Source organism: Sphingorhabdus contaminans (assembly GCF_007280415.1).
Taxonomy (GTDB): domain Bacteria; phylum Pseudomonadota; class Alphaproteobacteria; order Sphingomonadales; family Sphingomonadaceae; genus Sphingorhabdus_B; species Sphingorhabdus_B contaminans.
Genome location: NZ_VKKU01000001.1, coordinates 15,918 through 38,263, shown reverse-complemented (window position 1 = coordinate 38,263; position 22,346 = coordinate 15,918). Strand labels below are relative to the sequence as shown.

General features: G+C 56.5%; 19 protein-coding genes. 10 read left to right on the top strand and 9 right to left on the bottom strand.

Going from position 1 to position 22,346, the window contains the following annotated elements; all coding sequences use genetic code 11:
• Nucleotides 1–4 precede the first annotated feature (4 nt).
• From FOM92_RS00185 to FOM92_RS00175, 3 genes are all read right to left on the bottom strand, one after another.
• Nucleotides 5–1,246 (bottom strand): dipeptidase, encoded by a 1,242-nt coding sequence (locus FOM92_RS00185; protein ID WP_246087096.1) that lies wholly within the window; start codon nt 1,244–1,246, stop codon nt 5–7.
• A 69-nt stretch (nt 1,247–1,315) separates the two neighbouring features.
• Nucleotides 1,316–2,890, bottom strand: coding sequence for an L-aspartate oxidase (nadB, locus tag FOM92_RS00180; RefSeq protein ID WP_143774760.1), 1,575 nt, complete (start codon nt 2,888–2,890; stop codon nt 1,316–1,318).
• A complete protein-coding gene (locus FOM92_RS00175) occupies nt 2,890–3,807 on the bottom strand; it encodes an ABC transporter ATP-binding protein (RefSeq protein ID WP_143776246.1) in 918 nt (305 codons plus the stop codon). Before FOM92_RS00175 ends, nadB begins: the two co-directional genes overlap by 1 nt.
• 83 nt (nt 3,808–3,890) lie before the next feature.
• Between FOM92_RS00175 and FOM92_RS00170 the strand changes: the two genes are divergently transcribed.
• The 3 genes from FOM92_RS00170 to FOM92_RS00160 all read left to right on the top strand — a co-directional run bounded on the left by FOM92_RS00170 (nt 3,891) and on the right by FOM92_RS00160 (nt 5,282).
• Nucleotides 3,891–4,433: a DUF4402 domain-containing protein gene (locus FOM92_RS00170; protein WP_143774759.1), complete on the top strand. Its 543-nt coding sequence runs from the start codon at nt 3,891–3,893 to the stop codon at nt 4,431–4,433.
• A 66-nt stretch (nt 4,434–4,499) separates the two neighbouring features.
• Complete coding sequence (locus FOM92_RS00165) at nt 4,500–5,048, top strand: DUF4402 domain-containing protein (RefSeq protein WP_143774758.1); 549 nt, start codon at nt 4,500–4,502, stop codon at nt 5,046–5,048.
• A 39-nt stretch (nt 5,049–5,087) separates the two neighbouring features.
• Complete coding sequence (locus FOM92_RS00160; protein WP_143774757.1) at nt 5,088–5,282, top strand: zinc-finger domain-containing protein; 195 nt, start codon at nt 5,088–5,090, stop codon at nt 5,280–5,282.
• Here FOM92_RS00160 and FOM92_RS00155 read toward each other — a convergent pair.
• Complete coding sequence (locus tag FOM92_RS00155; protein ID WP_143774756.1) at nt 5,279–6,505, bottom strand: pyridoxal-dependent decarboxylase, exosortase A system-associated; 1,227 nt, start codon at nt 6,503–6,505, stop codon at nt 5,279–5,281. The genes FOM92_RS00160 and FOM92_RS00155 overlap by 4 nt on opposite strands.
• Before the next feature lie 217 nt (nt 6,506–6,722).
• On the opposite strand from FOM92_RS00155, the gene FOM92_RS00150 reads away from it, so the two are divergent.
• Complete coding sequence (locus tag FOM92_RS00150; protein WP_143774755.1) at nt 6,723–7,523, top strand: hypothetical protein; 801 nt, start codon at nt 6,723–6,725, stop codon at nt 7,521–7,523.
• A 57-nt stretch (nt 7,524–7,580) separates the two neighbouring features.
• On the opposite strand, the gene FOM92_RS00145 is transcribed toward FOM92_RS00150, so the two are convergent.
• Nucleotides 7,581–9,101 carry an acyl-CoA ligase (AMP-forming), exosortase A system-associated gene (locus FOM92_RS00145; RefSeq protein WP_143774754.1) on the bottom strand — a complete coding sequence of 507 codons (1,521 nt, stop codon included), beginning with the start codon at nt 9,099–9,101 and terminating at the stop codon, nt 7,581–7,583.
• A gap of 30 nt (nt 9,102–9,131) precedes the next feature.
• Here FOM92_RS00145 and FOM92_RS00140 point away from each other — a divergent pair, with 30 nt between their 5' ends.
• The 6 genes from FOM92_RS00140 (at nt 9,132) to FOM92_RS00115 (ending at nt 15,800) form a co-directional block, all read left to right on the top strand.
• Nucleotides 9,132–10,178 carry a GNAT family N-acetyltransferase gene (locus FOM92_RS00140; RefSeq protein WP_246087095.1) on the top strand — a complete coding sequence of 349 codons (1,047 nt, stop codon included), beginning with the start codon at nt 9,132–9,134 and terminating at the stop codon, nt 10,176–10,178.
• Between the two features lie 14 nt (nt 10,179–10,192).
• Nucleotides 10,193–10,453 (top strand): phosphopantetheine-binding protein, encoded by a 261-nt coding sequence (locus FOM92_RS00135; RefSeq protein WP_143774753.1) that lies wholly within the window; start codon nt 10,193–10,195, stop codon nt 10,451–10,453.
• Entirely contained in the window at nt 10,450–11,139 is a 690-nt protein-coding gene (locus FOM92_RS00130; RefSeq protein WP_143774752.1) for an alpha/beta hydrolase family protein, read from the top strand. Before FOM92_RS00135 ends, FOM92_RS00130 begins: the two co-directional genes overlap by 4 nt.
• A complete protein-coding gene (locus tag FOM92_RS00125) occupies nt 11,127–11,945 on the top strand; it encodes a hydrolase 1, exosortase A system-associated (RefSeq protein WP_143774751.1) in 819 nt (272 codons plus the stop codon). The genes FOM92_RS00130 and FOM92_RS00125 overlap by 13 nt, the downstream gene beginning before the upstream one ends.
• 150 nt (nt 11,946–12,095) lie before the next feature.
• Nucleotides 12,096–14,504, top strand: a complete 2,409-nt coding sequence (locus tag FOM92_RS00120) for a glycoside hydrolase family 3 protein (protein WP_246087094.1) — start codon at nt 12,096–12,098, stop codon at nt 14,502–14,504.
• 18 nt (nt 14,505–14,522) lie between these two features.
• Entirely contained in the window at nt 14,523–15,800 is a 1,278-nt protein-coding gene (locus tag FOM92_RS00115; RefSeq protein ID WP_143774749.1) for a sugar MFS transporter, read from the top strand.
• 6 nt (nt 15,801–15,806) lie between these two features.
• Here FOM92_RS00115 and FOM92_RS00110 read toward each other — a convergent pair whose 3' ends face one another.
• The 4 genes from FOM92_RS00110 to FOM92_RS00095 form a co-directional block, all read right to left on the bottom strand.
• Complete coding sequence (locus FOM92_RS00110; RefSeq protein WP_246087093.1) at nt 15,807–17,039, bottom strand: MFS transporter; 1,233 nt, start codon at nt 17,037–17,039, stop codon at nt 15,807–15,809.
• The gene (locus FOM92_RS00105) at nt 16,999–18,060 is read right to left on the bottom strand and encodes a LacI family DNA-binding transcriptional regulator (RefSeq protein ID WP_143774748.1); all 1,062 of its coding nucleotides are present in this window, start codon (nt 18,058–18,060) and stop codon (nt 16,999–17,001) included. The genes FOM92_RS00110 and FOM92_RS00105 overlap by 41 nt, the downstream gene beginning before the upstream one ends.
• A 3-nt stretch (nt 18,061–18,063) precedes the next feature.
• Nucleotides 18,064–19,041: a glycoside hydrolase family 16 protein gene (locus FOM92_RS00100; RefSeq protein ID WP_143774747.1), complete on the bottom strand. Its 978-nt coding sequence runs from the start codon at nt 19,039–19,041 to the stop codon at nt 18,064–18,066.
• Nucleotides 19,042–19,146: 105 nt separating this feature from the next.
• Entirely contained in the window at nt 19,147–22,344 is a 3,198-nt protein-coding gene (locus FOM92_RS00095) for a TonB-dependent receptor (protein ID WP_246087092.1), read from the bottom strand.
• Between the last annotated feature and the right edge of the window lie 2 nt (nt 22,345–22,346).

Sequence of the window (22,346 nt, the reverse complement as noted above, 5' to 3'; positions counted from 1 at the left end):
GCTTTTATTTTCCAGCCGCCGCCTCGACACCGCGCATAACCCTTAACGCATTTCCCTGAGCAATTTTGGCGAGATCGGCCTTGGAATAACCCCGCCGCACCAGTTCGGCGAAAAGGGCGGGATAGGTGGATACATTTTCCAGTCCGACAGGCAGCTCATCGACTCCGCCAAAATCGCCGCCTATGCCGATATGGTCGATGCCCGCAACTTTGCGGATATGGTCGATATGGTCAGCTACCTGCACCAAAGTCGCCTTGGGTTGAGGATTCGCAGCAATCCATGCGTCGACAGCGGCTTTTTCTCCGGCGGGATTGCCCGTGAACTCAATCTTGGCTCGTCCCGCAACTGCCGAACGCTCATATTCCCATTGGCGGCGTTCCGGCGATGTGAAACCCGGAACGAAGGTCACCATCACCACACCGCCATTTTGGGGCAGACGCTTCAATACCGAATCCGGCACGTTGCGCGGATGCGGCGTGACGGCCCGCGCATTGCTGTGCGTGAACAACACAGGCGCACGGGTCTTGTCCAGCACGTCGTGCATTGTGGCTTCGGATACATGGCTGATGTCTACAATCATCCCGAGGCGGTTCATCTCGGCAATCACTTCAAAGCCAAAAGGCGACAGGCCGTCATGTTTGGGCGCATCTGTGGCGCTGTCCGCCCAATCGGTCGTCAGGCTGTGGGTGATGGTCATATAGCGTGCGCCAAGGGCATGCATCTGGCGCAAAATCTCAAGCGAGCTGCCGATGGAATGCCCGCCTTCCATCCCGATAAGCGAGGCAATCTTCCCCTTTTTCATCGCCGCTTCCGCCGTCGCAGCCGTGTCGGCATAGACGAACACATCGGGATAACGGGCGATCATCTGGCGCACGACGTCGATCTGCTCAATAGTGCGCGTCACCGCTTCATGCTTTGGCAAGGCGGCGTCAACATAGACGGACCAGAATTGCCCGCCCAGAAAACCGGCCCGCGATGTCGGGATATCGGTATGCGTTTTGGCCAAGATTTCGGGCGGCAGAGCCTTCAGATCAAATTTGGAAAAGTCCCGGTCAAAAAGCTCCGCAATCTGGTGCGGTGTATCGTTATGGCCATCAATAATTGGCGTTTTGGAAAGTACCTCCCGCGCGGTCTCTTCAGGCGTTGCGGCACCTGCCGGGATAGAGGTCGCCGCCATCATTGCCAGCGCCGAAACATATAGAATTTGCCGAAAAGCCTTTGCTCTCACGCCGGTTTGTCCTGCCACAGTATATCTCCTGAAATCGATAGCTGATCATGCCTGATATTGGCGTTTCCAGAAATGTTTTTTATCGGCTTAGGGCACCAAAATGGTATCCACCGCCTTTCCAGACAGTGCCGGATAATCAAGCGTGTAATGCAATCCGCGACTTTCGTGCCGCGAAAGCGCGGAACGGATGATCAGGTCGGCGACTTCAACCAGGTTCCGCAATTCGATCAGGTCCGGGGTGACGCGGAAGTGGCTGTAATAATCCTCGATTTCCCGGCGCAACAGGTCAATGCGGTGTTTTGCGCGTTCCAGCCTCTTGGTGGTACGCACGATCCCTACAAAATTCCACATGAACTGGCGGATTTCGCGCCAGCATTGGGCAATGACAACCTCCTCGTCACTGTCCGTCACGCGGCTTTCGTCCCACGGGCGGATCGCGGGCGGCCGTGGCAGATTGTCCCAATGGGCATCAATGTGCCGCGCACAAGCATCGCCAAAGACGAAGCATTCCAGAAGCGAGTTTGAGGCAAGCCGGTTTGCACCATGCAGACCGGACTGCGTCACTTCTCCGGCTGCATACAAGCCGGGGGCATCGGTGCGCCCGTCCAGATCAACCAGAACGCCGCCGCAGGTATAATGCTGCGCCGGAACGACCGGAATGGGTTCCTTGGTAATATCAATGCCAAGCCCGATCAGTTTTTCATAAATATTAGGGAAATGCTCTTTCACAAATTCCGCCGGTTTATGGCTGATATCCAGATGCACATAATCCAGACCATCGCGCTTGATCTCGGCATCGTTGGCGCGGGCGACGATGTCGCGCGGGGCAAGCTCCGCACGTTCGTCATAATCGGGCATATAACGGTGTCCGGTTTTCGGGTTCTTCAGGATCCCGCCTTCCCCGCGCACCGCCTCGGTAATCAGAAAATTCTTCACCTCCAGATTATAGAGGCACGTAGGATGGAACTGCATGAACTCCATATTGGAGATGCGGCAACCCGCACGCCAGGCCATGGCGATGCCGTCGCCCGTCGCGCCCCGCGGGGCAGTTGAATAGAGATAGGTCCGCCCGGCCCCGCCACAGGCCAATATTGTTGCGCGCGCCGTAAAGGTTTCCACTTTACCGCTTTTGCGGTTCAGGGCGTAAACTCCATGAATACGGCCGGAGGTTGAAAAGCGTTCCTGATGCCGGCCCATGATCAGGTCGATCGCAACCATATCGGGCACCAGAGTGATATTCGCATTCGCTTTGGCCGCAGCCTCCAACGCCTGCTGGACTGCCCAGCCGGTAGCATCGTCGACATGAACGATGCGCCGGTGGCTATGTCCGCCCTCCCGCGTCAGATGCCAGTCATTGCCATCGAGATTGAAAGGGACGCCAAGCTTTGCCAGCCGCTCAATCGCTTCGGGTGCATTTTCAACGACAAATTCAACCGTAGCGCGGTTGTTGAGGCCACCGCCTGCGATCATCGTGTCTTCGATATGGCTTTCGAATGTGTCGCCGGGCTCAAGCACTGCGGCGATGCCGCCCTGGGCCCAGGCTGTCGCACCGTCCGACAATGCGCCTTTGGCAAGCACCGCAACCCGGTATTTCTGCGCAAGCTGTAACGCTGCCGTCAAACCCGCGGCGCCGGAACCGATGATGAGGACATCCGCCTCCATCACGGGTTGCTGGTCAACCGCAGGAACACATCTTCCAAGTCCGCTTCCTTCGTGGTGACATCCACAATTCCAAGGCCAAGTCCCTGCATGGTCGCCAACACCTCGCCCGCGTTCATACGGTCCTTGTTATAGGTGATTTCCACGGTCCGGTCGCCGACCAGTTCCGATTTCTCAAACGCCGCATGAGTCGGGGCCTCAGCCACGTCGCGATCCAGCGTCAGGACAACCGCCTTTTCACGTGCCATGCCGACCAGTTCCTTGGTCGGTTTGTTGGCGATCAGCTTGCCATGGTTGATGATTGCAATCCGGTCGCACAGCTGCTCCGCCTCTTCCAGATAATGCGTGGTCAGCACGACGGTCACGCCCTCGCGATTGAGTTCGACCACATAATCCCACAATTGTTGCCGCAATTCGATATCCACGCCCGCAGTCGGTTCATCCAGCACAATGACGGGAGGTGAATGCACCATGGCCTTGGCCACAAGCAAACGCCGTTTCATACCGCCCGAAAGCGTACGGGAATAGGCATCGGCCTTGTCTTCTAACCGGACGGCGCGCAGCAATTCCATCGTTTTGCGCTTCGCCTTTGGCACGCCATAAAGGCCCGCCTGCAATTCCAGCGCCTCTTTGGGCGTGAAAAAGGGATCGAACATGATTTCCTGCGGCACGATCCCGATCGAGGCCTTTGCATTGCGCGGATTTACATCAATATCAAAGCCCCAGATCGACGCCGACCCCGACGTCTTCATCACGAGGCCCGCCAAAATGTTGATCAGCGTCGATTTGCCTGCGCCATTGGGGCCGAGCAGCCCGAAAATCGAACCTTGAGCGACGTCAAAACTGACATCGTCCAGCGCCTGCTTTCCGCCTGCATATTTTTTGGAGAGATTCTGTATCGAGATGGCTTTGCTGGACATGCGGATGCGATAGCGAAGCCTTGCCCCCGGCGCAATCGCCCGAAACATGGTAACCGCAATCTTCACCTTCTCCGGTTACCAAAATGGCATCCTGCATATGTATCAGTGCGGGTGTGAGATGTGGGGCATTTCTTGTTTCAGGCCGTCTGGCCGCCTTAGGTGCAGCCTTCTGCTGCGCCCAGAACGCCTATGCCTTGCCCGGCGACACGCAGACGCAGATCGTTAATCCTGGCCTTGTCACAAACGCGACAAGCCTTGATTTCGGCTCAGTCATAGCGGGCACGGTGCAAAGCCGCCTGCGCATTCCGCCGACAAGTGACAGCATTGTGGTTTCGGCCGGTAATGCCATTCCGGTCGGTGGAACGGTTTCCCGCGCACGCTTTGATGTCGTCGCGGCTCCGCTAACCTTCGTCTTCATCAATTTGCCGAGCAATATACAGCTTACGCGGGTTGCAGGCACGGACCAGATGCTACTGGACCAGTTTCAACAGAGTGGGTTACCCTTCCAGATCATGGGACCCAGTGGGCAGTTGTCCTTTTATGTTGGCGGGCGTCTGCGGGTTAACCCGTCGCAAGCAAGCGGTCTGTATCAAGGAAATTTCACCGTCACGGTCAATTTCCTGTAGTTAAGTCCCCCGCCCCTGGCGGCGCATACAGAATATCTTTACTATTTTCGGTTTAATGACATCTGCATGTGTGGGGCAAAATTCAATTGGCGGGTAAAGCCGGCTATGGCGGTGACCGCATTTGCGGCAGCGCTTTTGTGCAGCCCGGCCCATGCCGATACAGAGCCGGGTAACGCGGAAATCACTGTTGTTCGCCCGCTTTCCTTTGTCATCGATGATAATCTCGACTTTGGTTCCCTGATTCCGGGCACGACGGCCGGAACAGTCACAATGGCGCCCACTGGCGCGCGTACCGCTACAAACGGCATTGTTCTGGTTGGTGGCGGCCATTCGCCCGCAACATTTTCGGGGCAAGGGACATTCAACCAACGCGTCGATATCTCTTTGGGTGCTAACAGCATATTCATCAACGGCCCCGGCGCGCCTATGCGCGTACGGACCTTTGTGATCGGTAGCACCCCGACGGCAGTCCTGACGACTACGCCTCTGCGATTCCGGATCGCGGCAGCCAACGGAATCTTCACCTTCCCGCTAGGCGCGACCCTGGAAGTCGGGGCCAATCAGGCACCCGGTAAATATACCGGCAACTGGTCAATCACCCTCAACTATTTTTGAGCCGTTGCGGCGACCGCATCGCTTTGCTAAGCGGCGCGCATGAGCACTTTTCAGCCTGAAACAATCCGTGTCCGCGAAACCCGCATTTCCTGCGATGGCAGCGGTGATATTCCAGCGGCATTGGGACATCCCAAGGTCTGGTTGCAGATTGATGAAAAGGGCTTTGTCGACTGTGGCTATTGTGACCGCCGCTTCATTTTGATCGGTGGCCCTGCCGACAACGGCAAAGGCTAAACCAGCATTTCTCTTGCTGGCCCCTGCCCCAGAAAATGGGCAGGGCTCGCGCTGGCCCCATAGGCCCCTGCACAAAATATCGCGACGAGATCACCCACATCGGCACGTGGCAGATGTGCGCTGTCGGACAATTTGTCGAGCGGGGTGCAAAGGCATCCCACGATAGAGGCAACTTCCTCTGGCTCCGCACCAAAGCGCGTTGCGATCGCCACCGGATAATTGCGCCGGATAACCGTGCCGAAATTCCCACTTGCCGCCAATTGGTGGTGCAATCCGCCGTCAGTGATAAGGAAAATTTCCCCATGGCTGATCTTGCGGTCAACGATCCTGGTCAGATACACGCCCGCTTCACCCACAAGATAGCGTCCGAGTTCTATACAAAAATCGGTCGCTGACAGAATGTCCGGCAAGGCATCAAATGCCGCCGACAGGGCGGCGCCAACAGCCTGAATATCCACCTGCTCATCGCCCGGGAAATAGGGAATTCCAAAGCCGCCGCCCAGATTGACATGTGGTGGGGCTACTCCGATTGCTTCCGTAAGTTCGCCGACCAAGGCCAGCGTCTGCGCCTGCATCGCGATGATCGCGTCGGCGGACAGAGCCTGTGAACCGGCATAGATATGGAACCCCCGCCAATCCGCCCCTGCGGCAATCAGATGCTGCGCCAAGGCTGGCACACGTTCGGCATCGACACCGAACTGCTTTGCTCCGCCACCCATTTTCATGCCCGACCCTTTCAGGTCAAAACTGGGGTTAACGCGGATCGCGATGCGCGGCGCCATCCCCAATTGCGCACCAATCGCCAGTGCGCGGGCCGCTTCGCCTTCCGACTCACAGTTCAGCGTTACGCCCAACGAAATGGCATGCTCAATTTCGCGATCCCGCTTGCCGGGACCGGCAAAGCTGATCCGCGCCGCCTCAACACCTGCACCAAGCGCCAGTTCGAGTTCACCGCCCGACGCCACATCAAATCCATCCACCAATCCGTTCATCAACGACAACAGGGGGGAATAGGGATTGGCTTTCATCGCATAATGGATCGCCAGCCTTTCCGGCATGGCGGCGCGCAGATCGGCCATGCGCTGACGCAAATGCCCGGCGGAATAGACGAACAGCGGCGTATCCCCCGCTTGTTCAACCAATGCACTGCACATCACCCCGCCAATTGCGAGTTCACTACCAATGATATCGTACCCTGGAGGTATGGGACCGGTTGCTTTCATCCGCTTTCCCTAGGCGAATTGGGTAAAGCTTTTGATAACCACGGCGAAGCTTTCCCTAGTTCCAAATAATATGGCGGCCGACTTCCCGGCCCAGAAAACGGTGTAAAGTTATTTTACAATAGGATATTCTTTGCACGATAGCCAAAGCGAGTCTCAATTTTGGCACATAAGCTGGTCGCAAAATTTTTGGGGAATTCTGTCAACCGGGAGAATGGAAATGACCACATTTGCGACGAAAACATGCGCGGGAATTTGCAGCTTCGCGCTAATATTTACCGCCGTTCCGACATATGCAAAAACACCAACATCGCTATCCGATTTGGTCGGCGCGCGTGGAGCTGGGGGAGAAGAACAGCTCGAATCCAGAGGGTATTACAGTACCCATGTTTCAACCGAAGACGACCGCAAGATAAGTTACTGGTGGAACAGTTCCAAAAAGGAATGTGTTCGGGTCACAACCTATGATGGCCGCTATGAATCCATCAACACAGCACAGCCGATCGATTGCGGTCAGGCAAAATCAAGCAGCGGCGACAAAACGGCGGCAATTGCCGTCGGTGCGGCTGCCTTGTTGGGGATCGCAGCACTTGCGAGCAAATCGCATCACCGTGACGATCGCGATTATGACATGAACGGAACGGCGGAGTTTGAGCGCGGTTATCGCGACGGTTTGTATAACCAGTCGTACCACAATTATAACCGCAGCGACGCCTATTCCCACGGCTTTGAAAAAGGTGTTCGCCAACGGGGCTATGAAACCTCATATCGCCCAGGCTACGGTTATGGCGGTGGCTATGGCGGCTATGTGAATGTGAACGATTTAATAGGACAACCTAAAGGCTACGCGAATTCTTCACTCAGCCAACGCGGCTTTGTGATGCGCGATTCGGACAAGACCGACTATAATGGCCGCTACACCACTTGGTGGCGCGAGGCTTCGGAGCAGTGCATTACGGTGAATACGCGGGACGGATATGTCTACACCGTCCAGACAGCCCGTAAGCGTAACTGCAGATGATGTAATGTTCCGCCGGGCCTTTCTGTCCGGCCCGGCGGAAATTTATATGGTACCGGGTCAGGCCGCCAATTGTTGGGCCAATAAGTTCCTGTCCAGTTTCCCGTTGGCATTTTTGGGGAACTGATCGAGCCAGATAATCTCGGCAGGTTGCATGAAATTCGGCAGATTTCCGCGCAGATGCGCCGTCAAGGCATCCATGTCACCCGAACCCCGCACAAACAGGACGATTGCTGCGCCCAGCCGCTCGTCCTTGCGTCCCAGGGCGCACGCCTCTGCGACCAGACCGCTTTCAACGGCTACTTCTTCAATTTCCGTAGGCGATACGCGGTTGCCGCTTGTCTTGATCATCGCATCGTCGCGGCCAACAAAATAGAGCAGCCCGTCCGAGTCCTTGCGAACTGTATCCCCCGACCAGACCGCCATCCCGCCATATTCCGAAAATGCCGGTGCCGGTTTGAACCGTTCGGCAGTCCGTGTTGCATCCTGCCAGTAACCATGTGCAACCAGCGGCCCCGCATGTACCAACTCGCCAGCTTCACCCGGCGCGGCTTCTGTCCCGTCCGGGGCAACCACCATGATTTCTGCAAAGGGAATTGCATTGCCCATACTTGTCGGATTTTCGTCGATCAGCCTCGGGTCGAGATAGGTAGAACGAAAAGCTTCCGTAAGGCCATACATCGCAAAAATATCGGTCTTGCTGCAAAAAATGCTGCGCAGCATTTTTACGAGACTGGGGGTCAGCGCGCCGCCGCTATTGGTCAGGCGGCGCATTGAAGAAACCGCCTCATCAGACCAATTTTGCTCCACCAGTTGCACCCACAGCGGGGGCACAGCGGCCAAGGTTGTGACCCCATATTTTTCGCATGCCTTTATAACGTCGCGCGGCGCAAGATAGTCCAAAGGCACAACACATCCCCCGGCGCGCCAGGTCGATAGCAACTGGTTCTGGCCATAGTCAAAACTGAGCGGCAACACCGCCAATGTCACATCATCCGCGCGCAGGTTAAGATAGCGGGCAACGCTGACGGCACCCAAAGCGAGATTTGCGTGCGACAGCATTACGCCTTTGGGCCGTCCTGTTGATCCCGAAGTATATAATATTGCCGCCAAATCGTCCGGGTCTGTGTTGGACGGTAATGGTTCGCAGCATTGCGCCTCACTGTCCCCGATATGCGCCAAAACCGATTTTTCGTCTGCAATCGTGAAACTGGCACTGTCTTCCTGATCATCCAGCATCGTCGCACGTGCCGCATTGGTAATCAGCAACCGCGCTCCACTGTCGGACAGGATATGCCGTACCTGTGGCGCTTTCAGAACCGGGTTGACCGGAACATGCACCAATCCTGCGCGCACCGATGCCAAGGGCATCAGGCAGGCAATTTCCCCTTTACCAAGCCATGTGGCCACCCGATCACCCGGGGCGAAGCCTTTTGATTTCAGAAAAGCCGCAAGACGACCGATACGGAGATTTAACTCCTTATAACTATAGCAGCTATCACGAATGATGAGCGCAGGCGCATCGGCCTCACCGAAGAGCGGAAGGTGGTCGAGCGGAAAAACTGGCAAATCGTTCGTCATAGGGTCATATTCGAGTGGAGTTTGCGGGGCATGTCAGGGGTAACATATTTGCCGGTAAAAGGTGAATATCACGATAATTTTCTGACAGCGCAGGCTGCCGCACGTGGAGCGCTCGACCGCGACAGACAGGCTTGCCTGTTTGACCGTCTGGACTGGATCGATCCCCTGCACCGGATGGCGCTGCGCAAAAAAGCCCCGTTGCTATTGCGGGCCCATGATGGAAATGCCGAAGCGTGGATGCCTTTGATGCGGCAAGCCAACAACCATCATGTCGCCCTTGCAAACTGGTATAATTTCACATGGCGCCCGATTTACGGTGACGCTTGCGCTGAGCCCACGCGCCTTTCCCTCCTTCGCCAATTGGCATTGACCGCACGGCAACGTACCCGCCGCCTAACGCTCGCCCCGGTGCCCGATGAGGATGGTTCCGCAACTCAGATCGCAGCCGCCTTTGCCGGAGCAGGATGGATTGTCGACCGGACAGAGTGCGACGAAAACCATTATCTGCGGCTCAACGGCCGCAGTTTCGACGAATATTGGCAAACCCGCCCCGGGCAGTTGAAAAATACCGTTAAACGCAAGGGTAAGAAAAACATCGTTTCGACGCGGGTCGAAAGAGAATTTTCTGAACAAAGCTGGAGCGATTATGAACGGATATATGCGCGTAGCTGGAAACCGCATGAGGGCAGCCCGGAGTTTCTGAAACAGCTGGCTCAGCAGGAAAGCCTTGCCGGCACATTACGGCTTGGCCTTGCCTATATCGATGGCAAGCCTGTTGCGGCGCAATTCTGGACGGTTGAAAACGGCGTTGCCCTCATACACAAGCTTGCCCACGACGAACGTTATCTGGACGCATCGCCCGGCACTCTTTTGTCCGTTGCGCTGTTCCAGCATGTCATTGATATCGACAAGGTTGAAGAGATCGACTTTGGAACCGGAAGCGATGCCTATAAGCGTGACTGGATGGAATCTGTGCGCCCCCGTTTCCGGCTGGATATGTTCTGGCCGCACCATGTCGCCAACTGGCCCTTGATTGCACGCCTTCACTTGCGGCACCTGCGCCGCAAAGCTGCTTGAATAAAGAGAGAAATATGACCGATAGCCTATCTGACAAAGTCCGTTCCATTCTGTCCGACATTCTGGGCCTTTCTGCCGAACAGGTGGCCGCGATGGATGAAGATACGGAACTCTTCGGCGCCTTGCCGGAGCTGGATTCCATGGCGGTTGCGGGCTTGCTGACCGAGATGGAGGACCGGCTGGATATCATGATCGACGACGACGATGTCGACGGCGATCTGTTTGCCACATTCGGCAGTCTTGTCTCCTTTGCACGGGCCAAGGTCAACGGGTGACGCACCCGCTGCATCGAACCTATAGCTATGGGGGGCAACAGGAATTTTGCCTCTGCTTCGGGGATGAAGCGGCGTCGCGCTGCGTCCTGATCATCCCGCCATTGTTTGACGAAATGAACCGGACCCGGCGCATGCTGGTTTCCGTGATGCGTGCGCTAGCCGAACGCAACATGCGCACCGTGCTACCCGATATGCCGGGCTGCAATGAGAGTTTGGCCGATATCGCAAACCAAAGCCTCAACAATTGGCGGGAAGCGCTGTGCACCATAACGGCGGAAATGGGAGTCACGCATATTGTTTCCCTGCGCGGTGGAGCGCTTATCGACAATGTTGCGGACGTACCGGTCTTGCGGCTCGCGCCTGTCAAGGGAACCAGCCTGCTAAAGACAATGTTGCGAACACGGATTATCGCCGACAAGGAGGCGGGAAAATCCAGCACTGCCGAAGACCTTGTCGCCCAATCCCGATCCCGGCCGCTGGAACTGTCCGGCTACATGTTAAGCGCCGATATGGTGGATTCACTCGAGCACTCCACACCAGCCGACCTGCCTTTTGTGCAAGAAGTAAGCCTGGCCGAAATCAACGGTTCGCCCTTGTGGCTGCGAGCGGAACCGCAGGATGATCCGGCTATGTCGGCCGCCTTTGCAACCTATATTGCCCGCTGGAGCGCCGAATGCGCCGGATGATTTCTTTCTCGTGCGGCCCCGATATGCTGCTTGGAACCCTAGACGAAGGCATGGGCGACGTCGGTCTGCTCATCGTCAGCGGCGGCAACGAGATCCGCAGCGGGGCCTTCGGGGGTCAATCCGCGTTGGCAGCCAAACTATCCGAAGCCGGCTATGCGGTATTCCGCTATGACCGCCGCGGCATCGGCGAGAGCGAAGGGCAAAATACAGGCTTTGAAGCAAGTGCCGAAGATATCGGCGCAGCGGTAACCGCTTTCCGGCAATCAGCACCCGAAGTGAAGCGCATCATCGCTTTTGGCAATTGTGACGCGGCGACGGCGCTCGCGCTTTTTCACCATGACAACGCGATTGACGGCCTGATCCTTGCAAACCCCTGGCTGATCGAAACCCCTGCTGAATCTGACGAAAAACCCTCAACCCCCAGCGCAACGGCCATCAGGGCGCGCTATTGGGCGCGGCTCAGAAATCCGCGAAGCTTGATCGACCTGTTGTCCGGAAAAATTGATTTGCGGAAACTGGCAAAGGGTCTGGCATCGGCCAGCCGGAAAGAGCCTGTATCAGGCCTTGGGGTCCGCTTGGCGGGATCGCTCGCAAAATCGACGGTTCCAACCCGCCTGCTGATTGCGCGCCACGATACGACGGCCATGGCATTCATGGGCGCGTGGCATAGCGCAGAGTTTGCGGAAGCGCGGGCTAAGGCGCATATCCAGCTGGATCAGTTTGACACCGCCTCCCACAGTTTTGCCGATGAGGCTTCGCGGCACTGGCTTTACAATAGCATCCGGCAGACCCTGCAAGCAGGATAATAGTGTATTAGGCGCAAAATCGCGCATGCCTGCCGCGCCTTGCGGCCTGTGTTCCACAACCCCTTGTTCGTTGCCACTTGATTTCCATTCAGGTTGATGTAGTCACAAGCACTAATGATAACGTTCACAAGAATGATGGAAGCGCGGAAAATGTCTTTATCGAAATCAATGGCTGCCCTTGCCCTAATGTCCATGATTTCGACCCCGGCACTGATGGCCGCCGATTCCACTGCTACACCTTCCATATGGCCAGCGGCGGCGAGCCCGGCCGCGATAACGGACGCCAAGGTCGAAGCCGAAATTGATGCGCTGATTGCGCGGATGACGGTAGCGCAGAAGGTCGGGCAATTGATTCAGGCGGATATCAGTGCGATCAAGCCCAAGGATCTGGCACGCTATCCGCTGGGATCTATATTGGCAGGTGGCAATTCCGGACCTTATGGAGACGAACGCGCCAGCGCGCAGAAATGGGCCGAGCTTGTCGACGCCTTTCGCGCTTCGTCACGTAAATCGGGGGCGCGCATCCCCATATTGTTCGGAATTGATGCCGTGCATGGCCATTCCAACGTCCCCAATGCAACCATCTTCCCGCACAATATCGGTCTGGGTGCGGCACGCGATGTTGACTTGCTGCAGCGTATCGGCGCCGCCACGGCGGCTGAAATTTCGGGAAGCGGCATTGAATGGACCTTTGCCCCAACTCTGGCCGTTCCGCAGGATTTGCGTTGGGGGAGGACCTATGAAGGATATTCGTCCGACCCTGCGCTTGTTGCCCAATATGCCACGGCAATGACAATCGGGTTGCAAGGACCATTGGTGCCCGGACAGCCGCTCGCAACACAGAATGTTGCCGCAACCGCCAAGCATTTTCTGGCGGATGGCGGAACGGCGGACGGGCGTGATCAGGGTGATGCCCAGATTAACGAAGCGGAATTGATCGCCAAACACGCACAGGGTTACCCTGCCGCCATTGATGCCGGGGCACTGACTGTAATGGCCAGTTTTTCCAGCTGGAACGGGGCCAAACATCACGGAAACCGCTCACTGCTGACCGATGTGCTGAAAGATCGGATGGGTTTTGGCGGACTGGTCGTCGGCGACTGGAACGGGCATGGACAGGTTGCCGGATGTTCCGCGACTGATTGCCCGGCCGCAATCAACGCCGGGCTTGACCTGTTCATGGCACCCGATAGCTGGAAGGGGCTGTATAATTCCACACTGAAGGCTGCGCGAGACGGTCGGATACCTATGGCCCGCATCAATGACGCTGTACGGCGCATCTTGCGGGTGAAGTACAAGCTGGGATTAATGGGTGCCACGCAGATAAAGCGCGGTGATACCAGTCTGGTGGGTGCTCCTGCGCATCTCGAGCTGGCACGCGAAGCGGTTGCAAAGTCGCTTGTGCTTCTCAAAAATAATGACGGCGTGCTGCCGGTCCGCAAGGGCGCGCGCGTCCTGATTGCGGGATCGGGCGCGGACAATATGGCCATGCAGTCCGGCGGATGGACGATCAGCTGGCAGGGCACAGACACTAAATCATCGGACTTCACGAATGGCCAGACCATCGGCCGCGCAATCAGCGATGCTGTACAGGGCAGTGGCGGTTCGGCCATCCTGTCGGGCGAAGGCAAATTTGACGCCAAGCCCGATGTTGCCATCGTCGTCTTGGGCGAAAAACCCTATGCGGAATTTGAAGGTGACGTTCCCGACCTGGCTTTCCGGACGTCGAGCAGTGAACTGGAATTGATTGCACGTCTGAAAGCGCAGAAAATCCCTGTTGTCGTGCTGTTTCTATCGGGTCGTCCCATGTTTACCGGCCAGTTGCTCAATCAGGCCGATGCCTTCGTCGCCGCATGGCTTCCCGGCACGCAGGGACGCGGGATTGCCGATGTGCTGGTTTCCGGCCCAAATGGCAAACCGTCGCGCGACTTTACCGGACGCTTGCCGTTCGCATGGCCTGCAGATGCCCGTGCGACGCTTGAAAACCCCCTTTTCCCCGTTGGCTATGGCCTGTCCTATACGGCATCGTCCAATCTGGGACCGGTCAACGAAGACCCGAAGGTCGATATGTCCTCCCAGGCACAGAACACCGCCTATATCGTCCGCGGGAAAGTTCCCGCGCCATGGCATCTCGGCATGGATGGGTCGATCAGTACAAAGGCAGTTGACCTGTCGGCGCAGGAAGATGCCCGGCAGTTCACATGGAATGCGAATGGCGAATTCGCCGTAAACGGGCCCGCTATCAATCTTGAAGAGCCTTTGAAAAAGGGTTGGTCTCTGACGCTCGACTGGCGCATTGATGCCCAGGTCAAAGGACCCGTCATGCTGTCTTTCAGCGGTGCGTCGGTGGACCTTCGCGAAGCGATCCGCAGCGCACCCATCGGAGAACGTGTGCAAACGCACATTCCCCTGCGCTGTTTTGCCGAATCCGGGGCAAATTTTGCATCCGTGGGCTCACCCATACGTATGCAGGCCCCGAAAGGGCTTGTTGCCACAATTCGCAGCGTTCATATCGAAGAAACAAAAGAAAGCGTGCCCTGCCCTGGCAAAGGTCGCTAAATCAGTGGAGAGAGAAACATGGCTTTAGCACCAGGTGCCGCCGGACCTTCGGAATCGAACGATTCCCATATCGACGCACCGCAACTGCAATTGTTCGTCATGGGCCTGTTTTTCATCTTTGGCGGCATAACCAGCCTGAATGACGTGATCATTCCGAAGCTGAAGGAACTCTTCACGCTGAACTATACCCAGGCCATGCTGGTGCAATTCTGCTTCTTTACCGCTTATGCCGTCATCGGCATTCCCGGCGCACGGCTCGTCAAAAAAATCGGTTATATGCGCGGCGCTGTCGCCGGGCTTCTCACCATGATGGCGGGCTGCCTGTTGTTTATTCCTGCCAGCCAGACCGCGACTTACGGTGTGTTCCTGCTGGCGTTGTTCGTACTGGCGAGCGGTGTCGTCATCGTTCAGGTGGTGTCCAACCCTCTGATTTCCCTGCTGGGCAAGCCGGCAACAGCGCACAGTCGCCTTACTTTTGCCCAGGCTTTCAACTCGCTCGGCACGACGGTATTTCCGATTTTTGGATCGATCCTGATTCTGGGTGGCCTTGCAACCGTGACCGCTGACCAACTGTCGGGTGTTGAGCTGGACGCCTATCGCACCGCGGAAAGCCAGGCGATTGTGAATGGCTATCTTGGCATCGCTGCGGCACTCGCAGTTGTCGCAGGTGTCGTCTGGATGTTCCGCAATGCATTGAAGGGCGAAAAGCATGAGGCAAGTGAAGGTCTTGCTGGCCTCGATCTGCTCAAACGCCCCCGCTTCGGCTTTGGGGCCTTGTGCATCTTTCTCTACGTCGGTGCCGAAGTGGCCATCGGATCGCTGATCGTCAATTATCTGATGCAAGACCATGTCATGGGGCTGGAGGAGCAATCCGCAGGTAAGCTGATTGCGCTCTACTGGGGCGGTGCAATGGTTGGCCGTTTCATCGGATCGGCTGTTCTGCGCTTTGTCAGTCCGGGTAAATTGCTGGCCGCCGTTGCGGTGGGTGCAATCCTGCTGCTGATAACGTCGACCCAGACCAGCGGCGAAGTCGCCGGTTACACATTGCTTTCGGTGGGGCTGACCAACGCGATCATGTTCCCGACCATTTTCACGCTCGCTTGTGAAAAACTGGGTTCACGTGCGGCAGATGGCTCCGGTATCATCAATGTCGCAATCGTAGGCGGGGCGGTCATCCCCCTGTTGACCGGCGTAATCGCCGATCTGACATCCAGCCTTGCCATTGCATTCGTGCTGCCCATGGCATGTTACGCGGTCATCGCAGCCTTTGGCATTTACGCACGTAAGCCAGCCTAAGGCACCTTAAATTCGCCGCGGCATCGTCATCAGCAAGATACTTGCGATAATGGCGAGCCCTGCGAGAAGCACAAATAGCGCGTCGAAACCATAGGTCGGCACCAATGCCATGGTCAGCCATGGCATGATGAGTGACGGTACCGTATTGGTCAGATTGAAAATGCCGAGATCCCGTCCCCGTGTGTGGGGTCTGGGCAGAACGCGTAAAGTCTGGCTGGAATGCAAGGCCAGGAAGATACTGCTGGCCAGACCGAACGCAACATAGCCCGCAATCGCAAAAGCCATGTCGGGCGCCCAGGCCATGATCAGCAATCCACCGGCGGCAAGGGATGCCGTCAGTATCAGCGGCATGATGGGTTTGCCGGTGCGATCTGACCAGCTACCCACAGCCAGCGCGACAAAGACCGAAAACCCCAAGACAACCGCAAAGATATTCGCGGCATCATTTTCGCCGAAACCGGGATCAAGGCTGCGGAACCACAGCAGCAGAAAAGCGAACAAGGATGCCTCCGCAATCTGCACGAGCAGGCGGGCAAGCCACATGCGAATTGCAGGGTTCGCTGTGGGCGGATTGTCTTCAGCCTGCCCGACTTCATTGTCTTTCGGGCGAAGCAGATGCGGCATCGGCACTGGATTGCCAAAAAACAGCACCGGGGCCACCATGCATACCACCAGCAGCGCCACAAGCGCCTCACGGTGGGCAAATCCGGCAAATATATCTGTTGTTACTATAGCGCCAGATAATGCCCCCAACGCAGGAGCCAAAGCCAAGAGCCCGCCAAGCATCCCCTTTTGCACATCGGGAATGGTATCGCCTGCCCAGGCAGCGAGAGGCGCGAGCATCATATTCAGACCGAACTGCCAACATATGATCAGGCCGATCAATATGTTCGCATCGTGGGCGTAGGGCATCGAAACCAATAGCGCCGAAGACAGCAGCAAACCCGCCAATATCCATATTCTACGGCGTTGAGTTCTGTCGCTGGCCCATCCGAACAATATGTTCGACAAGCTGGCCGATATTGCCCCTACAAATGCTGCGATGGCGAGTGTTGCGAGCACCTCGGTCCCGGGCATTGCCGAGACACGCAGCGGCAATAGCAGTGTCAGAAACGGCATATAAGCGACAGCGCCGCCCGAAACGGCAAGCGCATAGAGATACATGAATCTTGGCGATTGCCGACCCGGAAGAACGGGATCAGTCAGGGCGGCTACCGCTGCGTGCGGCTGTACTTCCACGCAATACCAGGCCACCCTCGGTCACCACGGGTTGCGCAAGGTCCGACGCATCGCCCATCGTAATCAGCAGCTCCACCGCCTTCGAAAACGTCGCTGCGATCGGCTGATCCACTGCGGTCAATTGCGGGTCGGTAAACCGCATTACGGGTGTGTTATCAAAACTGATCAGGGAGACATCCCCGGGCACATTCAGTCCACATTTTGTCAAAGTATCAAGGGCCGCCAGCGCCATTTGATCGTTACTGGCAATGATTGCCGTCGGCGGGTCTTTGAGCGCGAGCAGAGCGTTGGTTGCCGCAATTCCACTGTCATATCCGAAGTCACCCCGCGCAAGAAGGTCACCGGTCTGGAGTCCCGCGGCTGCCATAGCGTTTTTCCAGCCGTCTATGCGCCAGGTCGACAAATCATATTCAACCGATCCGGAAATGAAGCCTATCCGCTGATGTCCCAGGGCAATGAGATGATCGGTGGCACGCCGCGCCGAACCTTCATCGTCCATTGTCATCGCAATGCCGGGCCCCGGCGTTATGGATCCGATGCGCGCGAACGGAATTTTTCGTTTGGACAGAAAACCGGTAATCAGGGGGTTTTCGGAATGTGGTGGCGTCAATATCACGCCGTCGGGTTGAAGTGCGGCCAGGGTCGCTCCCAACTCGCGTTCGACATGGTCATTATGCGTGTCGACAAGTTCGAAAATCATCCGGTAGCCATATTCGGCGCATTTTAGCATCCCGCCGAGCAACATCTGGTCCACCCAATCGGTACCTTGCCGTGATTTCCAGTCGGCAATCGTGCGTTCCCGGTCATTTATCGCGAGGATAAGGTAAGAACGCGAGCCGCTCATCCGCTGGGCGGCGATCGAGGGCACATAACCCAGCTTGTCGATGGACGCCTGCACCCGCTCTTTCATAGACGGACGAACATTGGGTTCATTGTTGATGACACGGCTGACCGTTTGCAGAGAAACCCCTGCATCCGCCGCTACATGCTTGATCGTGACAGCCTGACGGCGTCTCGCCATATTCTATTCGTCCCCTTTGGCCTTTTGCAGGCAGGCTAAACCTTTGTCTGGGTCTTCTGCACACTGGTATATGCGTATCCAGTCGATCAGAAACTCCGCAGGCAAAGTGTCCGCTGCAACACCCTTATCATTATTCTCTTCTGAAAGCCTTCCCCCGATGGCAAGATTGGCCATGATGTAAAAGGGTTGGTCAAATGGCGCAACGTCATTTCCTTTGGCCAATGGAGATGCGGATTCCCATTGGTCCGCCTTCACTTCCCAGTAAAGCCGGCCATCAAGTGAAAAGCGCATCAGGCCTTCAGCCCACTCCAAAGTCCAGATATGGAAGTCGTCAGACGGCAAGGCTTTGGACGGCAATGCCACGCGCGTGTCGCGAAATTTGTTGGCGGGGGCAAAATCGCCAAAGTGAAGCGCACTGATCATGCGGTTTTCGCCCACATTACCTTCACAAACGGTGCAGGTCGCGCCCAGATTGACACCTTCCAATATGTCAATCTCGCCGGAACGCGGCCACCCGCCATAACGGTTGTCACTAGGCATCATCCAGACAGCGGGCCAGGTACCCTGCCCTTTTGGCGGTTTGGCGCGGAATTCGACTTTTCCATATTTCCAGCTTGCCAGCCCCAGCGTCCGGATTTTCCCGGACGTAACATTTTGGGTTTTTCGGGGGTTGGGATCGTCCGCAATTTCAGGTGGCCGGTCGGGACCTGTAAAGCGTTCCTTATGCGCAATAAGCCGCAGTACACCGTCGGACACGCGGATATTCTTGGTTCGGTCAGTATAACATTGCCGCTCAAAATTGCCGCCGCCCCAGCAGGACTGTTCCGGCTTCCATTTTGTCCGGTCAAGTTCGGTCCCGTTAAACTCATCCGCCCACACCAGTTTCCATCCTGTGGAAGAAGGCTGTGCGTCGGCATAGGCTGCAGTGGATCCCGCCCATGCCGCCACAGCCGCAAGCAGATACTTTCCGATATGAGTCATACGCATCCTTTCATGACAGGACATAGACGCCAATTTTCATCAAACAAAGAACGGGCCCAAGTCGCATGACTAAGGCCCGTTCACTTCCGTCAGTTTACGGACGTCTTAGAATTCAAACCGCGCCAGGAAGGTGAAGCGACGGTCGTTCCGGAACGCGGACCTTGTCGCCTTCGTTCCGTTGAAATCGATCACTTGCGAGGTTTGTGTAACCTCATCAAGCAGGTTCACGCCCTGGATGCCCAATTTCAACTGCTTGCTGACTGTAACGAAAATTGATCCGTCCAACTGGCCCGTCGCCTCGCCATAAATGGGAGAGAATGGGAAGATCACGTCGCGCGGTGTCTGCAAGAAATCGGAACGCCAGTTATAGGCCAATCGAGCCGATATTGGTCCCTTTTCATAGAAACCGACTGCATTGATCGTATGCTTTGATACGCCAGCCAAAGGCAGACCTCCGGCAAAGGGACTTTGCTCGGCACCGAGAGACGAGTTGTTAAAATCGCCCGCATCGACATAGGTATAGGTCAATTGCGCACCCAAACCGCTCAGGAAGCTGGGCAGGAAGTCATAGGTCTGCTGATAGGCAACCTCGACACCCTTCAACTTGCCGCCATCGCTGTTGACCGGTCCATTGACCAGCACGTCGGTCGTGACACCGCTCGGGCTGGTAAAGCTTCGAACCGTGGCGCCGCTGTTTACGATGCCCTTAATGTCTTTCAGGAACGCCGATACCGATACAGAACCGACGGCATCAAAATACCATTCAAATGAAAGGTCGTAATTCCACGATTGCACAGGCCGCAACAGGCGGTTGCCGGTAAATATCTGGAACAGTGGCCCAGTATCCAGCGTACCACCCGACCGGAGATTGGTCGTGTTATCCGAAATTCCGCCACCGGTCGCAAAGCTCGAGAGATCCGGCCGTGAAATGCTCTTTGATGCAGCGGCACGAACGAGCATGCCGTTACCGAAATCCAGCTTAGCGTTAAAGCTAGGCAACCAGTGATCGAACTTGATGTTTGCACTGTCGTCAATAACTTCGCCGGTGAAGACCGATGCAAATTGCGCCAGTCGGGCCGGGCTCAGGCTGCAATAACCGGGTGCAATCTGTCCGGGCTGAACAGCACCGCATGCGGTCTGCAGTTCGGCAACACTCACGCGGCCATCCCCATTACCACCCGGAGGTGTATCGAAGAATTGCCCCGTCGGGAATGCAATGGAGCCGCCACTCCGCACGATCGTTTCGACATAGCGAAGCCCGATATTACCGGTAAGCGTGGTATTTGCACCAAAGTTGGTACCAAAATCTACACGTGCATAGGCACCGAAGGTGCTTTCTTCGACGTCCGAAATTTCCCCGGCTGTCCAAGGTCCGCCCGGCAAGGCGTTGGTGCGTGCCGAAATCGGGAACCAGGCATTGGGTGTCAGGGTGAATGCCGTGATGGCTGACGCCTGCTGCTGAATCGCACCGCTCAGATAATCGGCAACCAGATTGTCACCGCCAAAGAAGAATGCAGAACCATTACCTAGTGGCACAGGTGCATTACCACGCTGGAAGTTATTGCCGAACGGATTGCGAACCTGTGCGGAATTCGGGAAGTCGAACACATAGGCACCGCCACAGCCAAAGGCCTGGAAGTCACCGCAGTTCCAGTTGCCGCCACGTCCGGTCCAGGGTGCGCCCAAATTCCCCCAGTTGGAGAAGTTAGCGTTGCGGGTGACGCGGTTCCGGTCGCCCCAACGAGCACCAAAACGCGCCTTTTTGAAGAAGCCTTCATCGCTGACATCATATTCCGCATCAAAACGAAGCGTAGTCAGATCGCCTTCATTCTTAACCTGATTGTCCAGCAGGAACCAATAGAAGGTGCGTGCCGGATTGTTAAAATAGCTGGAAGGCGAATTGGCAGTACCCGGTTCCAGAAACTGGACGATCGGCGTGTTGCCGGTGTTGTCGATGAACACATCGGTATATGTCTGCATGGCCGAGATAAAGCCATCTTCCGTCCGGTCCGACTTGATATGCTGCGCCTCGATATTGAAACGCAGGCGGTCGGTCGGATCCAGCTTGATGTTCACGGAATAATCTTCGGTCATCGCCGCGTCTTCGCGCTGGAAGCGCAGCAACTCGGTCGGAATACCGCGACCGCCGGTAAAGGGCTGCAGCTGCGTCAGCGTGCCGGTTGCAAATTGGTTGCCGTTAAAGGTTGCTGTGGTGCCTGGTGCGACGACTGGGAACAAGCCATCGTCATTTACCAGCGCCAATACAGCAAACTCGTTCAGCGTAGCCTCGGTTTCAGCGCGAAGATACTCGAACGTTACCAACGCCCGGCCGTCATTGCTTTCCCACTGACCCACGGCAGAATAGGCATTGCGGTCACGTGTCAGGTCTGTCGTGCGCACGCCAGCACCCTTGGGTACAAACAGCGCGCCTGGAGGCGGAAAGTTCGAGGGATCGAATTGCTGCGTCCCACCGAATCCACCGGAGCCCACAGGACGGACGCGGATACAGGGCGCATTCAGCGCGGGTGCACGATAGCAAGGGTCGGTAATCTGTGACGCGTCTGTGCGGGTAACCAGCTCCGACTGCGCATAGGCCAGCTGCAGGCCAAAGGTGCCGATACCGGTTTCAAAAGTGTTCGATGCAAGAACCGAAAAGCCGGGCGACCATTTCTTTGCGAGGTCGCCATAATTTCCTTCAAGTGTCCCTGCAATGTGGAAGCCCCTTTTGTCGAGGGGTTTGCGCGTGACAAGATTGACCGTACCGGAAATGCCACCGTCGATCATGTCGGCGGTGTTGTTCTTGAATACCTCGACCCGGCCAAGCAGTTCCGGAGAGACGTCGTTGAACGACAGCTCGCGTCCACCATTAGCCGAGAAAATATCGCGACCGTTGAGTTCGGAACGGACAAAGGGCAAACCACGAATGATGACGCCCGATCCTTCCACCGAGAAACGGTCAGGGTCGTTGCGCTGTTCGAAGCGCGAGATGTTAACACCGGGGACCCGCTGCAACGCTTCGGCAACAGACCGGTCAGCGAGTGCACCTATATCTTCTGCGGTAATGACATCGACAAATGTATCGGCATCGCGTTTGATATTCTGGGCGCTTTCCAGCGATTTCTTGAAGCCGGTAACAATGATCGCGTCTTCGGTTTCCGTTGTTTCGGCTACCTGTTCTGGCTGGTCGGCGGTTTGCGCGAATGCCGGAGTCGCCGTAAAGGCAGACAGCGCCAGACCCGAAGCGGTCGTCAGCGCGACAAACCGCTGAGAACGCGCCATTTTAAATAGTGATTTGCGAGCCAAAT

Bases quoted from the DNA above. Each gene is read 5' to 3' on its own strand.
- FOM92_RS00170 (WP_143774759.1), top strand. From the start codon at position 3,891: ATGGCATCCTGCATATGTATCAGTGCGGGTGTGAGATGTGGGGCATTT.
- nadB (WP_143774760.1), bottom strand. From the start codon at position 2,890: ATGGAGGCGGATGTCCTCATCATCGGTTCCGGCGCCGCGGGTTTGACG.
- FOM92_RS00145 (WP_143774754.1), bottom strand. From the start codon at position 9,101: ATGACGAACGATTTGCCAGTTTTTCCGCTCGACCACCTTCCGCTCTTC.
- FOM92_RS00120 (WP_246087094.1), top strand. From the start codon at position 12,096: ATGTCTTTATCGAAATCAATGGCTGCCCTTGCCCTAATGTCCATGATT.
- FOM92_RS00150 (WP_143774755.1), top strand. From the start codon at position 6,723: ATGACCACATTTGCGACGAAAACATGCGCGGGAATTTGCAGCTTCGCG.
- FOM92_RS00165 (WP_143774758.1), top strand. From the start codon at position 4,500: ATGTGTGGGGCAAAATTCAATTGGCGGGTAAAGCCGGCTATGGCGGTG.
- FOM92_RS00175 (WP_143776246.1), bottom strand. From the start codon at position 3,807: ATGTCCAGCAAAGCCATCTCGATACAGAATCTCTCCAAAAAATATGCA.
- FOM92_RS00105 (WP_143774748.1), bottom strand. From the start codon at position 18,060: ATGGCGAGACGCCGTCAGGCTGTCACGATCAAGCATGTAGCGGCGGAT.
- FOM92_RS00115 (WP_143774749.1), top strand. From the start codon at position 14,523: ATGGCTTTAGCACCAGGTGCCGCCGGACCTTCGGAATCGAACGATTCC.
- FOM92_RS00160 (WP_143774757.1), top strand. From the start codon at position 5,088: ATGAGCACTTTTCAGCCTGAAACAATCCGTGTCCGCGAAACCCGCATT.
- FOM92_RS00125 (WP_143774751.1), top strand. From the start codon at position 11,127: ATGCGCCGGATGATTTCTTTCTCGTGCGGCCCCGATATGCTGCTTGGA.
- FOM92_RS00140 (WP_246087095.1), top strand. From the start codon at position 9,132: ATGTCAGGGGTAACATATTTGCCGGTAAAAGGTGAATATCACGATAAT.
- FOM92_RS00135 (WP_143774753.1), top strand. From the start codon at position 10,193: ATGACCGATAGCCTATCTGACAAAGTCCGTTCCATTCTGTCCGACATT.
- FOM92_RS00100 (WP_143774747.1), bottom strand. From the start codon at position 19,041: ATGACTCATATCGGAAAGTATCTGCTTGCGGCTGTGGCGGCATGGGCG.
- FOM92_RS00155 (WP_143774756.1), bottom strand. From the start codon at position 6,505: ATGAAAGCAACCGGTCCCATACCTCCAGGGTACGATATCATTGGTAGT.